General features: G+C 40.4%; 12 protein-coding genes. 11 read left to right on the top strand and 1 reads right to left on the bottom strand.

What is annotated here, in order from left to right:
- Nucleotides 1–128 precede the first annotated feature (128 nt).
- From ACTXGF_RS25145 to ACTXGF_RS25110, 8 genes are all read left to right on the top strand, one after another.
- Nucleotides 129–1,370 carry a capsule polysaccharide biogenesis protein gene (locus ACTXGF_RS25145; RefSeq protein WP_443533540.1) on the top strand — a complete coding sequence of 414 codons (1,242 nt, stop codon included), beginning with the start codon at nucleotides 129–131 and terminating at the stop codon, nucleotides 1,368–1,370.
- Nucleotides 1,371–1,733: 363 nt separating this feature from the next.
- Nucleotides 1,734–3,533, top strand: a complete 1,800-nt coding sequence (gene lepA / locus ACTXGF_RS25140) for a translation elongation factor 4 (protein ID WP_101204270.1) — start codon at nucleotides 1,734–1,736, stop codon at nucleotides 3,531–3,533.
- Between the two features lie 102 nt (nucleotides 3,534–3,635).
- Nucleotides 3,636–4,538 (top strand): signal peptidase I, encoded by a 903-nt coding sequence (lepB, locus tag ACTXGF_RS25135; RefSeq protein ID WP_443533542.1) that lies wholly within the window; start codon nucleotides 3,636–3,638, stop codon nucleotides 4,536–4,538.
- Nucleotides 4,539–4,669: 131 nt separating this feature from the next.
- The gene (locus ACTXGF_RS25130; protein WP_443533543.1) at nucleotides 4,670–5,062 is read left to right on the top strand and encodes a DUF4845 domain-containing protein; all 393 of its coding nucleotides are present in this window, start codon (nucleotides 4,670–4,672) and stop codon (nucleotides 5,060–5,062) included.
- Between the two features lie 102 nt (nucleotides 5,063–5,164).
- Nucleotides 5,165–5,962: a ribonuclease III gene (rnc, locus tag ACTXGF_RS25125; RefSeq protein WP_057758394.1), complete on the top strand. Its 798-nt coding sequence runs from the start codon at nucleotides 5,165–5,167 to the stop codon at nucleotides 5,960–5,962.
- A 345-nt stretch (nucleotides 5,963–6,307) separates the two neighbouring features.
- Nucleotides 6,308–7,273: a GTPase Era gene (gene era, locus ACTXGF_RS25120; RefSeq protein WP_057762330.1), complete on the top strand. Its 966-nt coding sequence runs from the start codon at nucleotides 6,308–6,310 to the stop codon at nucleotides 7,271–7,273.
- 63 nt (nucleotides 7,274–7,336) lie between these two features.
- On the top strand, nucleotides 7,337–8,128 hold the full coding sequence (gene recO, locus ACTXGF_RS25115) for a DNA repair protein RecO (RefSeq protein ID WP_443533545.1): 792 nt from the start codon (nucleotides 7,337–7,339) through the stop codon (nucleotides 8,126–8,128).
- A 63-nt stretch (nucleotides 8,129–8,191) separates the two neighbouring features.
- The gene (locus tag ACTXGF_RS25110; protein ID WP_443533547.1) at nucleotides 8,192–8,965 is read left to right on the top strand and encodes a pyridoxine 5'-phosphate synthase; all 774 of its coding nucleotides are present in this window, start codon (nucleotides 8,192–8,194) and stop codon (nucleotides 8,963–8,965) included.
- A 20-nt stretch (nucleotides 8,966–8,985) separates the two neighbouring features.
- On the opposite strand, the gene ACTXGF_RS25105 is transcribed toward ACTXGF_RS25110, so the two are convergent.
- Nucleotides 8,986–9,714 carry a GspH/FimT family pseudopilin gene (locus tag ACTXGF_RS25105; RefSeq protein ID WP_443533549.1) on the bottom strand — a complete coding sequence of 243 codons (729 nt, stop codon included), beginning with the start codon at nucleotides 9,712–9,714 and terminating at the stop codon, nucleotides 8,986–8,988.
- A gap of 593 nt (nucleotides 9,715–10,307) precedes the next feature.
- On the opposite strand from ACTXGF_RS25105, the gene ACTXGF_RS25100 reads away from it, so the two are divergent.
- The 3 genes from ACTXGF_RS25100 to mscL all read left to right on the top strand — a co-directional run bounded on the left by ACTXGF_RS25100 (nucleotide 10,308) and on the right by mscL (nucleotide 14,539).
- Nucleotides 10,308–11,603 carry an OmpA family protein gene (locus ACTXGF_RS25100; protein WP_296209691.1) on the top strand — a complete coding sequence of 432 codons (1,296 nt, stop codon included), beginning with the start codon at nucleotides 10,308–10,310 and terminating at the stop codon, nucleotides 11,601–11,603.
- A gap of 349 nt (nucleotides 11,604–11,952) precedes the next feature.
- A complete protein-coding gene (gene typA, locus ACTXGF_RS25095; protein WP_057758402.1) occupies nucleotides 11,953–13,803 on the top strand; it encodes a translational GTPase TypA in 1,851 nt (616 codons plus the stop codon).
- 280 nt (nucleotides 13,804–14,083) lie between these two features.
- Entirely contained in the window at nucleotides 14,084–14,539 is a 456-nt protein-coding gene (gene mscL, locus ACTXGF_RS25090; protein WP_296209695.1) for a large conductance mechanosensitive channel protein MscL, read from the top strand.
- The last annotated feature ends 101 nt before the right edge of the window (nucleotides 14,540–14,640 follow it).

Below are 14,640 nucleotides of genomic sequence, written 5' to 3'. Positions count from 1 at the left end.
ATATAATTGCATTGCGACAAATAGGTGCTTTTTCGGTATAATCACTTTTACGCTATATGTTTTCACATGGTTGCACGACCTTTCTCATTTTTATCTCTTATTTTCTCATTTAATGGTAGCCCTGTATTATGGCAGCTTCGATGTCTCACTTGCTCACTCATCGACACGTCTTGCTACTACAAGGGAAAATGGGTGGGTTTTTTAATCGATTTTCGTCATTCTTGCAAACTCAAGATATTAAAGTAAGCAAAATCAATTTCAATGCAGGCGATGCCTTTTTTTATCATCATGACAATACCTACGAATATACCAATACATTAGCGCAATTTTCTTCTTGGTTGCAGGTGTTTATTCAAGAGCACAATATTGATGCAATTGTATGTTTTGGCGATTGTCGACCGCATCATACTCAAGCGGCGTGTATCAGTGAGAAGCTGGGCATTTCATTTTTTGTCTTTGAAGAAGGGTACTTGCGTCCTGATTACATTACCTTGCAAGAGCATGGGATTAATGGCTATTCACGTCTAAACACTGCTGAGATTAAAGCACTTAAGAAAGCCAATGATCAGCCTTTATATACACATAATCGATTTTATCGGCTCAGTATCGCAGCCATCGTCTATTACATCATTGCTTGGCTTTATAAAAGCCGTTACCCACATTATTCGCATTATCGTGGTATGACCGCCTGGCAAGAAGCCATCGCTTGGTTAAAGGCACCGTGGCGGAAGCTTCGAGGGTATTTACCAGACAAGCACTTGCAAAATAGACTGACCAAGCAAGAAAGTAATAATTATTTTTTGATCAGCTTGCAAGTCCATAATGACTCACAGATTACCCATCATAGTGATTATCGTGATGTGGTACAGTTTATTGACGAGTCTATCGCAAGCTTTGCAAATTTTGCTAAGCAAGAACAGTTACTCGTGTTTAAGCATCATCCATTAGATCGTGGTCATAGAGACTATCGGGAGCTGGTAGCTAGCCTAGCTGAGCGCTATCAAGTGTCTCATCGTGTTTTCTATGGTTGTGATATGCACCTGCCAACTTTGATGAAATATAGTATTGGTATGGTGACTATTAACAGTACGACAGGCTTGCAGTCGGTTTATCATAAGAAACCCACTAAGGTTATGGGTCGTGCAATTTATGATATTCCTAAGCTAACAGATCAAAAGCCGCTTGATGATTTTTGGCAGCAGCCTAAGGGCCCAGATAATGAATTTTATTTGAGATTTCGTGAGTACCTGATAGAGCAAACTCAAATAAATGGTGCTTTTTATGGCAGATCGCCATGGATGTATAAGTATTTGTGCCAAACTAGCAGCGAAACGACAGACGTAGATATGTCTAAAACCAATTTACCCTAGTAATTTATTTGCTTTTGTTTCTAAGAAGTCATAGCAACTATAATGGTATCTATATAAAGAAACGAAGTTCAACAAGTGTAACGATTGTTGCGTTATCCTTTTTTAGCTGGTCATTTCATCTGTAAGTCACATCTCTTCTAACAAAATCGCCTTACTTTGCAGTGGAAAACTGCTAGAATACTCTTTTATGTCTGCGCATAAGAGTTAATGTGCTTGGCTATAGGTTTTAGACGGTGGTATGAGCCCAATCGGCTTGTTATAACGGTTAACCTTCAAAGAAGTACAAGCATCTTATCAATTGCATCTGACAGTATCTATTTTTTAGTTTTATTATTCTATCACCCTTAATTTAGTAGGCGCTTTGTGACTGCATTAGCCAATATTCGTAACTTTTCAATCATTGCCCACATTGATCACGGTAAGTCGACCCTTGCCGATCGTTTTATTCAAATGTGCGGTGCCTTGCAAGATCGCGAGATGCAGGCGCAGGTACTCGACTCAATGGATATCGAACGTGAGCGCGGTATCACTATCAAAGCGCAATCGGTAACGCTGTTTTATGATCATCCAAATGGAGAGCGCTATCAGCTTAACTTTATTGATACCCCGGGTCACGTCGACTTTTCATATGAAGTGTCGCGCTCATTAGCAGCTTGTGAAGGCGCGCTGTTGGTTGTTGATGCTGCTCAAGGCGTAGAAGCGCAGTCAGTGGCCAATTGCTATACAGCCGTTGATCAAGGCTTAGAGGTCATGGCGGTGTTAAATAAGATTGATTTACCGCAAGTTGAGCCTGAGCGCGTCATTCAAGAAATTGAAGATATTATCGGTATCGATGCGGTTGATGCACCGCGTGTATCAGCCAAATCTGGTCTTGGTGTTGATAAGCTGCTAGAAGCATTGGTGGAGTTTATTCCAGCACCAACTGGTGACCGTGAAGCACCACTCCAAGCACTAATTATTGACTCTTGGTTCGATAATTATTTGGGCGTGGTTTCATTGGTACGGGTGCGTGAAGGTACTATACGCAAAGGTGACAAGTTATACATCAAATCGACTCAAGAAGCACATCTGGTTGGCTCGATTGGTGTCTTTACCCCTAAACCTGTAGATACGGGTGTTTTAGAAGCAGGGGAAGTCGGCTTTGTTATTGCGGGTATTAAGGATATTGCCGGAGCACCAGTAGGCGATACTATCACTCATGCTAAGACCCCTGATGTGGATCGTATCCCAGGCTTTAAACAAGTCACGCCACAAGTCTATTCTGGTATGTTCCCAGTAGATTCAAGTGATTTTGAAAAATTCCGTGAAGCTTTGCAAAAATTGCAAATCAACGATGCTTCGCTGTTTTTTGAGCCAGATACGTCGGATGCGCTTGGCTTTGGTTTCCGCTGTGGCTTCTTGGGTATGCTGCATATGGAGATTATCCAAGAGCGTCTAGAGCGTGAATACGATCTGGACTTGATTACTACGGCGCCTTCAGTTATTTACGAAATTGAGAAAAAGAATGGTGATGTAATCTATGTAGATAATCCATCACATCTACCTGAGCCAAACAACATTGAAGAGTTCCGTGAGCCAATTGCCCGCTGTCAGATTTTAGTACCGCAAGAATTCTTAGGCAATGTAATGACGCTATGTATTGAGCGTCGTGGCGTTCAGGTTGATATGCGTTTTATGGGTCGACAAGTACAGCTTATATTTGATATCCCAATGGGCGAAGTGGTCATGGATTTCTTTGATCGCCTAAAGTCAGTCTCACGTGGTTTTGCATCGCTAGACTATAACTTTGAACGTTATCAAGCCGATAAGCTGGTGAGAGTTGATGTACTAATCAATGGCGATAAAGTCGATGCCTTAGCGATGATCGTGCACGAAACCCAATCACGTTATCGTGGTAATGCACTGGTTACGAAGATGAAAGAGTTGATTCCACGTCAAATGTTTGATGTCGCCATTCAAGCGGCTATCGGTAGCCAAATCATTGGTCGTAGTACGGTAAAAGCCATGCGTAAAGACGTATTAGCAAAATGCTACGGTGGCGATGTGTCACGTAAGAAAAAGCTACTGTCTAAGCAAAAAGCTGGTAAAAAACGTATGAAGCAAGTAGGTAACGTGGAAATTCCACAAGAAGCCTTCTTAGCTGTGTTGCAAGTTGATAGCTAATCGCTAAACGTAACCTAAGATAGTCATTGTAGATAACAGTCAAATGTAGTGAGTCTTATCGTAAAGGTATTAGATAAGCCGCTCGTTAATAGGCAATTTGGTATGGATTTTGATTTTAATTTAATTTTAGTGCCGTTAACTATAGTCCTAGGAATTGTTTGGCTGTTAGATAAGCTAGCGCTCAAACAGCGCAAAACTCGTGGTCGAGGTCAAGAAGGCTTACTAGTGCGCTGGGCTTATGACTTTTTCCCTGTGTTAGCAGTGGTGTTAATAGTACGTTCATTTTTAATTGAGCCATTTAATATCCCATCATCATCTATGGTGCCGACGCTATATACGGGTGACTTTATTGCCGTCAATAAGTATGCATATGGCGTGCGTCTGCCGTTAACCTATAATAAGGTGCTAGATACTGGTGAACCTGAGCATGGTGATGTGGCAGTGTTTCGCTATCCTGAGAACCCGAGCATTTATTACATTAAACGCGTTATCGGTTTGCCTGGTGATACCGTAAGTTATAGCCAAGGCACGCTGTCTATCAATGATGTAACTATTGAGACTAAGTCTGTAGATTTCGCGGCAAATGCTGAATTGACTTCACAGCTATATCTACCAGGGCAAATTGGTCCAGGTCAAGTGCTTACCGAAGAGAGTGCTTCTGCAATGGGTCAACAAGAAGAAGATGCAGCACAATATTTTGAAGAAATGCAAGGTGACAACAAACATCTCGTGCGCTATTTAGACGGCATGAACAGTTCACAATACGCGCCATTTTTACAACAACAATCACCAGAGGTGGTTGAGTCAGAGGGTACCGAGTGGCGCATTGACGTGCCAGAGGGTCAGTATTTTGTGATGGGTGATAACCGAGATCGCAGTGCAGATGGTAGATTTTGGGGATTCGTTCCTGATGAAAACCTAGCAGGTAAGGCTGTTTATATTTGGATGCATAAACCACCTGGTCTTAACCTACCGACCTTTGAGCGTAATGGTACTATCAATTAAGATTATGAGATTGTCTAGAGATTGATTGGTTGATAATGGTTTTATGCTAATATCGTTGCTAAATAATCAATAGCTATTTATTATTTATACACTTGTTCAAAATAGTCGTTTATCTTTAGAAGGATATCATAATGCAGCAATTATCTGGTTTGGCTATGCAGCGCGGCGCCAGTGTGACAAACATTGTTCTCATTATTATGCTTTTGGGTATTGCGACTAAATTGACAGTAGCTATCGTACCAGCTCAAATTGGTGACTACCAATTGACCAAGGTATTAAGTGCACAGTTAAAAGAAGCCAATAACAATAAAGAGACAGCTAAACAATTTGTTGAACGTGTCAACAAACAGTTATCTATCAATGCTGACTATGATACCAAGGCAGAAGAGGTATTTACCTTTACGGATAAAAAAACAGGTCAATTGGCTATCTATAAAGAATACGCAGTAACTAATAACTTTTTTAGCAATGTCGACATCGTGAACCGTTTCGAGGGTAATATTGAGATGGCAACAGCAGAGTAAGCCATCATAGTACGACATAGCACTTTCATTATTTCATAAAATATATCAAATAATATTATTAAACTAAATCTGTCAAGCAGAAGGGATAACCACAAACCACGCATGAAACCAACTTCGCACCATTCCCAAGCGGTTCCTACTTCCCAAAAAAATAGTACGTCTGTTGACACGCTTGTTGTTAGCTCAGAATTTATTCAGCGGTTAGCAGTATTAACGCGTAAGTTAGGCTATGAGTTCAATGACTTGAGCCTTCCTAAACTTGCGCTAACGCATCGCTCATTTGATAGCAAAAAGAACTATGAGCGCCTAGAGTTTTTAGGTGATGCACTGTTAGGGATGATTGTGGGTGAAGCTTTATATCATCGTTATCCTAGTCAAAATGAAGGGCGCTTAACGCGTATGCGTGCAACACTGGTGCGCCAAGAGTCGTTGGTAATTATCGCTCAAAACTTAGAGCTGTCTAACCATCTTATATTAGGAGTAGGTGAGCGCAAAGGTGGAGGTCGCAATCGTGCGTCTATACTGGCCGATGCCGTAGAGTCTCTGATTGGTGCTATCTATTTAGACAGTCAAGATATGGATATTACTCGTAAGTGTGTTCTCTCTTGGTATGGTGATTTGATTGATAATGTCAATGACCAAAAAGCGCTAAAGGACGCCAAGAGTCGGTTACAAGAGTGGCTACAATCTAAACAGTTTGACTTGCCTAATTACGAGCTCATGGAAACGCGTGGTAATGCACCGCATCAAATTTTCGTTGTACGTTGCCATGTCAATATCAATAATTGCCCTGACATTACTGAATCTGGTGAAAGCCGACGTATTGCTGAACAAAAAGCAGCAGAGCTTATGATTAACCAATTACATAAATTGCCAGGATCTGCCAAAAAACGTGTATAGCCGATGTCTATTAATGCATTTTTAGATGCAGAATATTAGCTTAGATTGGTTTATAGCTTGCAAAACATACATTAAAACTACCTCACATATTATTTATTTCAAAACTTTAAATGTTTCTAGCCTTTTTCAATGGTGACTTAATAAATTTGGCATCAACGACTGTTCGGCTAGACACAAACCCTATAGGATTAACTTATGAGCAATCATACTGATTTGCCATCAAACAATGAAGACGGCACCCAAAATTTGGGTGAAAATACAGATATTGAATCAAGCCAAAACAATATCGAAGTTACTGAAGAGACTCATGGTATTGATGCAGAAGATATTGCATTAGACAATGATATGGCTATTGAAGAATTTTTTGCACCGAGTGGCAATGCCCGTATGGCTGATGATTTTAGAGCAGGTTATGTGGCCATTGTTGGACGTCCAAATGTGGGCAAGTCAACTTTGATGAATCACTTATTAGGTCAAAAGCTGTCTATCACTTCACGCAAACCGCAAACTACCCGTCATCGTATCCATGGCATTTTGTCAAACCATGAAATGCAAGCGGTGTTTGTTGATACACCAGGTATTCACCGTAACGAAGTACGTGCTATTAACGAACGTATGAATAAAGCGGCGGTATCAGCGTTAGTAGATGTAGATTTAGTACTGTTTGTTGTTGATTCAGATCAATGGCGTGACGATGATTTACTGACCTTGCAAAAGCTCGGTGAGACCAATCTAACAGTCGTATTGGTTATTAATAAGTCAGATACTCTAAAAGATAAAGGCAGCGTGCTACCGCTTATCGAAACTTTCAACGATAGTTTCGATTTTGCTGATATCGTTCCTGTATCTGCACTAAAAAATCAAAACTTAGATCGTTTGCAAGAAGTGATTGCCTCACATTTACCAGTCGCTGCGCCTATTTATGATACAGAGCAAATCACTGATCGCTCTGAGCGATTTTTAGCCAGTGAAATCATTCGCGAAAAAATCATGCGTAGTGCGGGTGATGAAGTGCCATATGATTTAACCGTACAGATTGATGAGTTTAAAGACGAACCTGCACATACTGATCCAAAAACAGGGCGTCCACGCAAAGCTTGTACTTTCATTGATGCGACTATCTATGTTGAACGTGGTGGCCAAAAAGCCATTGTTATCGGTGACAAAGGTCAGCGTATCAAACAAGTTGGTATGGATGCTCGTAAAGATATGGAGCAGTTGTTCGGTAAAAAAATCATGTTAACTTTGTGGGTCAAAGTGAAACGTGGTTGGTCTGATGACGAGCGTGCGTTGACCAGTTTGGGCTATTGATAGCGGTTAAAAACGAACGCTTCAAAAGCACTGTCTGCCTTTTAGCTATTTAGGTAATAAAAAATGCGTAATGAAGCGCTCGTCGGGTATTTATTGCATCAGCGTCCTTATCAGGAAAAGCGCGCTTTGTATTATCTTTTTTCTCAACAACATGGTGTAATACATGGCGTTGGGAAAAAAGGCGCGCCACTATTTATGCCGTTACAGCTTTTTGCTACTGGTAAACGCGACCTAAAAACCTTTAGTCAAATTAATATTACTTCGCAAGATACAACTCAAGCTGACAGTGTTCAAAAAGACAGTGTTCAAAAAGATAGTACATCTGCTGTCTTAGAAGCCGTACCTTACGCTAATATCAGCGGTCAACATCAGTATGCCGCACTATATATAAACGAGATTCTGTGGCGGTTGTTACCTACTGAAGACCCAATGCCAGTATTGTGGCAGCATTATCAAATCAGTCTACAACAACTCAAGCAGCCCTTAAGTAATAGCGAGCTTCGTCTCTGTCTACGTCAGTTTGAGCAGTATCTATTTACCGAGTTAGGATTCACTTTAACGTTAACGCATGACAACGTTGAAGACCCCATCGAGTCTGATTGTACTTACCGCTTTTTACCAGATGTAGGTTTGCTCCCTGTATTAGTACATAATGAAGAGTCTGAGCATTTAGCTAGTGAGTCTGGACAGACTGTTTTTAAGGGTGCGGATATTATAGAAATGGCACGTTTAGGTATTACTGAACAGACGCTGAGCCATTGGTCAAAGCTAAATCGACATCTTATTGATCATTTACTTGATTATCAGCCGCTACAAAGCCGTCTGTTATGGCAGCAACAGCAGCGTTATCAATAAAGTCTTAAATATTCTCGTAGTATCAACTATATAGGTTAGGCTTAATTGCCCAAAGGATTTTTTATGAGTATCTCTGTATCTACCTCATCTGAAAACAATTCAAAAAAACCTTTGTTAGGCGTGAATATTGATCACGTGGCAACATTGCGTCAAGCGCGCGGTGTGAATTATCCGAGTCCTTTGGCTGCTGCATTACTGTGCGAAAAGGCAGGAGCAGATGGTATCACTATACATTTACGTGAAGATCGCCGTCATATACAAGATGCTGATGTTTATGAAATGGCAGGGCAGTTGTCGACAAGAATGAACTTAGAGATGGCCGCAACGGATGAAATGCTTGCAATTGCCTGCGAAGTTAAACCTTTTTGGGTATGTCTAGTACCTGAAAAGCGGGCAGAGTTAACGACAGAAGGTGGTCTTGATGTTGCAGGTCAAGTCACGTCTTTAAAAGAGTATGTTCATAAGCTACAAGATTCTAATATTAAGGTTTCCTTGTTTATTGATCCTGATGACAAGCAGATTGCTGCTGCAATAGAATGTAGTGCAGACGCAATAGAGTTGCATACTGGTGCTTATGCGGAAGCAGGCTTAGCAAATGATACTGCCGCACAGTTGGCTGAACTTCAAAGAATTGAACATGCAGTAGCTATAGCACAGAGCCTAGACGATAAATTGCTTATTAACGCAGGTCATGGTTTAACGCGTGACAATGTGAATGCCATTGCAAAGATTGATAATATATATGAGTTAAATATCGGTCATGCACTTATTGCAGATGCGGTGTTTGTAGGACTAGAAAGCGCTGTGACAATGATGAAAGAGGCTATGTATAAATAGGTTTACATATACAGCATCTATTACCCATTACATTTCGTAGGATGGTCTGCATTAAGTTTATGTTTGACGATACCGGATTGGTTAAAAGAGATTTGGTACATTGACTTGTTATAAGAAGAGGTAGGGCAGTATTTTATATGGCCGAAGTGTCCTCGCGGTCTGCCGCTATCACCCCAAAATTTAGTATAGTGACGCCTACCGCCAACTCTTAATTTCACTGTACTATATCTCAGGTTTAAGGATTGCTGAGTTAATAAGGTATCTACTTGAGAATCAAAATGCTTATTGTTATTTTTATCTACGAATAGCAGAAGCGTTTTATCACTGTTCCTATGACATTGCTGTGCATCATTCGATAAACAAACTAAGACATCCTGTCGACTTATATAACTTTCGGCCTTTGCTAAGGATAAGGTGCTCTCTAGTTGATGCTTGACCCGTTGGGCTTCCATTCGTGCTAAGTGCGTTAAGATGCTTGGCGCTGCAATAGCTGCGATAATCCCCAATACCATTGTCGTCACAGTTAGCTCAACGAGAGTAAAGCCGTTTGATTGCTTAGCACTGAGAATATTATTGTTCTGAAGGGATGGTTTCCTATAATAGGCTAACTTCAATAGTTTATTGAATAACCTAGATGCAATAGCTAAGAAATTATCAATTCCATACCCGCCTTTTCTGCAAATAGGTAAACAAAAGGTAAAAATGACTATTCTCTTATAATGGGCCAGTACCTTATTAAGTAAGTTCATAATGCGCTACATCCTATAGCTATTTGTCATTCAAGTAGAAAACAACGTCTCATACATCCTTGTGTTGACTATCTTTTAAGCAAACCAATTGTCCAAATTCTTTAAACTTTCTCTTATTCCACTGTATATAAAACACATAAAACACATACAACACCTAATTACTTGGTTTTCAGAAGAATATTGGTTTTTTACAATATATATGTAATATATAGCGACTGTCAAAAAATGTTTCAATTAGTGAAAGAACGATATTAGCAATAGAGAAAAAATTCTAATTGTAATAAAATGCTTCAAGAAAATAGCTATCAATGGACTACTCATCTATCGCAAACTGATGTGTAAAAGATAAGAAGCGTAAGGTGTGTTAGTTCTGGGTAACTTAGACTGTTTATTGTGTTTTAGTTACAACATTATCGTGTAATAATGTGTAGCTCGTTAACGAAAAAAGTTGTAAACTGAATTAATAATCGCTAAGCTACTCCTTAATTGGTTTTGCTTTGTAACTTAAAATGCGTAAGAGATGTCTATCTTAGTACGTCTTGAGAATCGGTTTTGCTTAATGCATCACTAAAATTATCCTTTGGAGGAAGTCCATGAAATTGAACAAAATAGCTCTAGCCCTTGTTGCTGTAGCGGCTGCACCGATGGCAGCTAATGCTGGTGTTACTATTAGCCCATTGTTACTTGGTTATCACATGACTGAAGAATTCAGTGATACCTCTGACAAACAGCGTGAAGTTCTTACTACTGGTAAAAACTTGTATGAAAACGCTAATGGCGACGTTATCGGTGATGGTAGCCGTGGTAACAGCAATGGTGGCGTAGCCAAAGAAAGCAGCCTATATACTGGTGCAGCTTTAGGTATCGAACTTACTCCTTCTACTCAGTTCCAAGTAGAATATGGTGTATCTGACGCAAACGGCGAAGCTTCTGAAGATTCAGCTGATGCAGGCGTTAACCGCTTTGATATCGAACAAGAAATGATTTCTGGTAACTTCTTGATCGGTACTGAAGAATTCACTGGTTACACTGATAGCGCACTTAAGCCATATGTACTAGTAGGTGCTGGTCAGTCTAAAATCAAAGTAGAGAACCAAGAACAGTATACTAACTCTAACGGTGAAGTAGTTGCTGCTGGTACTGAAGTATCAAACTCTAAAGACACTATCGGTAATCTAGGTCTAGGTGCTATGTATCGCATCAATGACGCGCTAAGCCTACGTGGTGAAGCTCGTGCGATTCATAACTTTGACAACAACTGGTGGGAAGGCATGGCTTTGGCCGGTCTAGAAGTAGTACTAGGTGGCCATCTAGCACCTACAGTAGCAGTACCACCTATGCAAGAGCCAGTAGTTGACAACACTCCAGTAGTTGTTGTTGAAGCTGATCTTGATTCTGACGGTGATGGCGTACCTGATAGCATCGATGCATGCCCAGGCACTCCAATGAACGTTGTAGTTGATGAGCGCGGTTGCCCAGTACCAGTAGACATTACTGACGAACTGAAAATGGAACTACGTGTATTCTTTGATAACGACAAGTCAGCTATCAAAAACCAGTACAAGCCAGAAATCGCTAAAGTCGCAGAGAAGATGCGTGAGTATCCTAACTCTACAGCTCGTGTAGAAGGTCATGCTTCTAAGACTGGTCCTTCAGCACGTTATAACCAACGTCTATCTGAAGCTCGTGCCGTTGCTGTTAAATCTATGCTAACTAACGAATTCGGTATCGCTCCAAACCGTCTATCAACTGTAGGCTATGGTTACAACAACCCAATCGCTTCAAACGACACTGAAGAAGGTCGTGCTATGAACCGTCGTGTTTATGCCATCATCACTGGTGACAAAACAATGACTGTTGAACAAACTAAAGATATGGTTGTTCAGTAAGTATTAGCAAAATAACCGTATAGTTAAATATACAGTTACAAAAAAAGCCACCCAATGGGTGGCTTTTTTTTATTTATGTATTGAGAAAAGTGAGTTATTACATAAATTTATGAATCAATAATGTTATACTAGCCACCCAAACATTCTGTAAATTAACAGTATGTACATTAGCATAGCAATCTGTATGATGAATTCGTCAGTATAGATATTTGATTGTATTGAACTTTTTTATTTGATAGCATTCTTTTTTGCATCATCTTAGATTCAATATCTATCTGATTGATGATGAAAGTTTATTCAGCAGCGCTTACTGCTACTGCATTTTTTTAAGACGAAACGAGCATTTTATATGGCGAACGATATCAAACACCTGCGTAACATTGCAATTATTGCCCACGTTGACCACGGTAAGACAACTTTGGTTGATAAGTTATTACATCAGTCTGGTACTTTTGGCGACCGTGCAAACATTGCTGAGCGTGCAATGGACTCAGGTGATATTGAGCAAGAACGTGGTATTACCATTTTGGCTAAAAACACAGCTATCCGCTGGACAGATAAAACTTCAGAAACTGAATACCGTATCAACATTGTTGACACCCCAGGTCACGCCGATTTCGGTGGTGAAGTTGAGCGTGTAATGTCTATGGTTGACTGCGTACTTTTGGTCGTTGACGCTGTTGATGGCCCAATGCCTCAGACTCGTTTTGTGACGCAAAAAGCATTCGAACAAGGTCTAAAGCCAATCGTTGTTATTAACAAAATCGATCGTCCTGGCTCACGTCCTGACTGGGTAATGGATCAAATCTTTGATTTGTTTGACAACCTAGGTGCAAACGATGAGCAGCTTGATTTCCCAGTTGTTTATGCATCAGCATTGAACGGTATCGCAGGTCTAGAAGCAGATGATCTAGCTGACGACATGACCCCATTGTTCAAAACTATCGTTGATGTTGTTCAGCCTCCACAGGTTGATGCTGACGCTCCGTTCCGTATGCAAATCTCAAGCCTTGACTACAATAGCTTCGTTGGTGTAATTGGTATTGGCCGTATTCAGCGTGGTAAAGTTAAACTTAACACGCCAGTGACTGTCATTGATAAGCATGGCAAAACGCGTAACGGCCGTATCCTAAAAATCATGGGTTACCATGGTCTTGATCGTATCGACGTTGAAGATGCACAAGCAGGTGATATCGTTTGTATCACAGGTATCGATGCACTAAACATCTCTGATACTATTTGTGATCCTAACAACGTTGAAGCACTACCAGCACTAACGGTAGATCAACCTACAGTATCTATGAACTTTCAAGTAAATAATTCACCATTTGCTGGTCGTGAAGGTAAGTTTGTGACTTCACGTAACATTCGTGAGCGTCTTGAGCGTGAATTGATTCATAACGTAGCATTGCGTGTAGAAGATACTGAGTCTCCTGATAAATTCAAAGTATCAGGCCGTGGTGAGCTTCATTTATCAGTACTTATCGAAAACATGCGCCGTGAAGGTTTTGAGCTAGGTGTTTCTGGTCCAGAAGTTATCGTTAAAGAAGTTGATGGTAAGCTACAAGAGCCGTATGAAAACGTTGTCTTCGATATCGAAGAAGAGCATCAAGGTTCTATCATGGAGCAAGTTGGTCTACGCAAAGGCGAGATGACTAACATGGAGCTGGACGGTAAAGGCCGTATGCGTATTGAGGCAACCATACCAGCGCGTGGCTTAATCGGTTTCCGTTCTGAGTTCCTAACCCTGACTTCAGGTAGTGGTATCATGACCTCGAGCTTCTCACATTACGGTCCACAGAAGATCGGTGATGTTGGTGGTCGTTCTAACGGCGTATTAGTTTCTATGGCAAATGGTACTTGCCTAGGTTTTGCTCTGTTTAACCTACAGAAACGTGGTAAGTTGTTTGCTGAACCACAGCTTGAAGTTTATGAAGGTATGATTGTTGGTCTTAACTCTCGTAACGATGATATGACTGTTAACCCAACGACTGCTAAACAGTTAACTAACGTACGTGCTAGTGGTACTGACGAAGCATTGACGTTGACGCCAGCAGTGAAATTCACTCTTGAGCAAGCGCTTGAATTTATTCAAGACGATGAGCTAGTCGAAGTAACGCCAAAAGCGGTACGTATTCGTAAACGCTACTTAACCGAAAGTGAGCGTAAACGTCACGGCCGTGGTAAAAAAGGTGCTTAATATCAATAATTGAATTACTTAGTGATTCATAGTATTGATGTTTGACGCAAACACTTAGTGTCAGTAGTTTTACTGGCACTAAGTGATTCAAAAAATGAGCAGTATAAGGTGAGCTATTAGTGGTTCACTTTATACTGCTTTTTTTTGTGTTGTAATCTGGGAAAAATACAGACAGAATGAATAGTGGCATTAATGTATTCAATTATTAACATGAAAGCTAGATGTGACACTAATTATATAAATATCTATTGGTTTGTAGATAAATTTTGAGGAAAAAACAATGAGTATGGTTTCAGAGTTTAAAGAGTTCGCTGTCAAGGGCAATGTGATGGATTTGGCAGTCGGTGTCATCATCGGCGGGGCTTTTGCTACCATCACAAAATCTTTAGTAGATGATATTATTATGCCGATTGTCGCTTTTATTTTTGGCGGCGAGATTAATTTTGAGAACATGTTCTTAGTTTTAGGCGATGCACCTGATGGTATTGTTATGACTTATGATGCGCTCAAAGAAGCAGGTGTACCTGTATTGGCTTACGGTAGTTTTATTACCGTACTGATTAACTTTCTAATCTTAGCTTTCATCATCTTTATGATGGTGAGAGGTGTCAATAAAATGCGCCGTGCTGAAGAGGTAGAGGAAGTTATAGAAGAAGCAGTAGAAGAGCCATCAGAGGAAGTGAAGTTGCTGCGCGAAATCAGTGCAAAATTAAGTAATACTAGTATTACGAAATAAATTATCAACTCGTTGACAATAAAAAAGGCTAACTTCTTGTTAGCCTTTTTGCTATGAAATAGTCACAGTCATTCTTGTGAACTATTTGATGTGCCTACTAA

It is taken from the genome of Psychrobacter sp. 1Y6, from assembly GCF_052258385.2.
Lineage (GTDB): Bacteria > Pseudomonadota > Gammaproteobacteria > Pseudomonadales > Moraxellaceae > Psychrobacter.
This window is presented reverse-complemented; position numbering and strand designations above follow the sequence as displayed.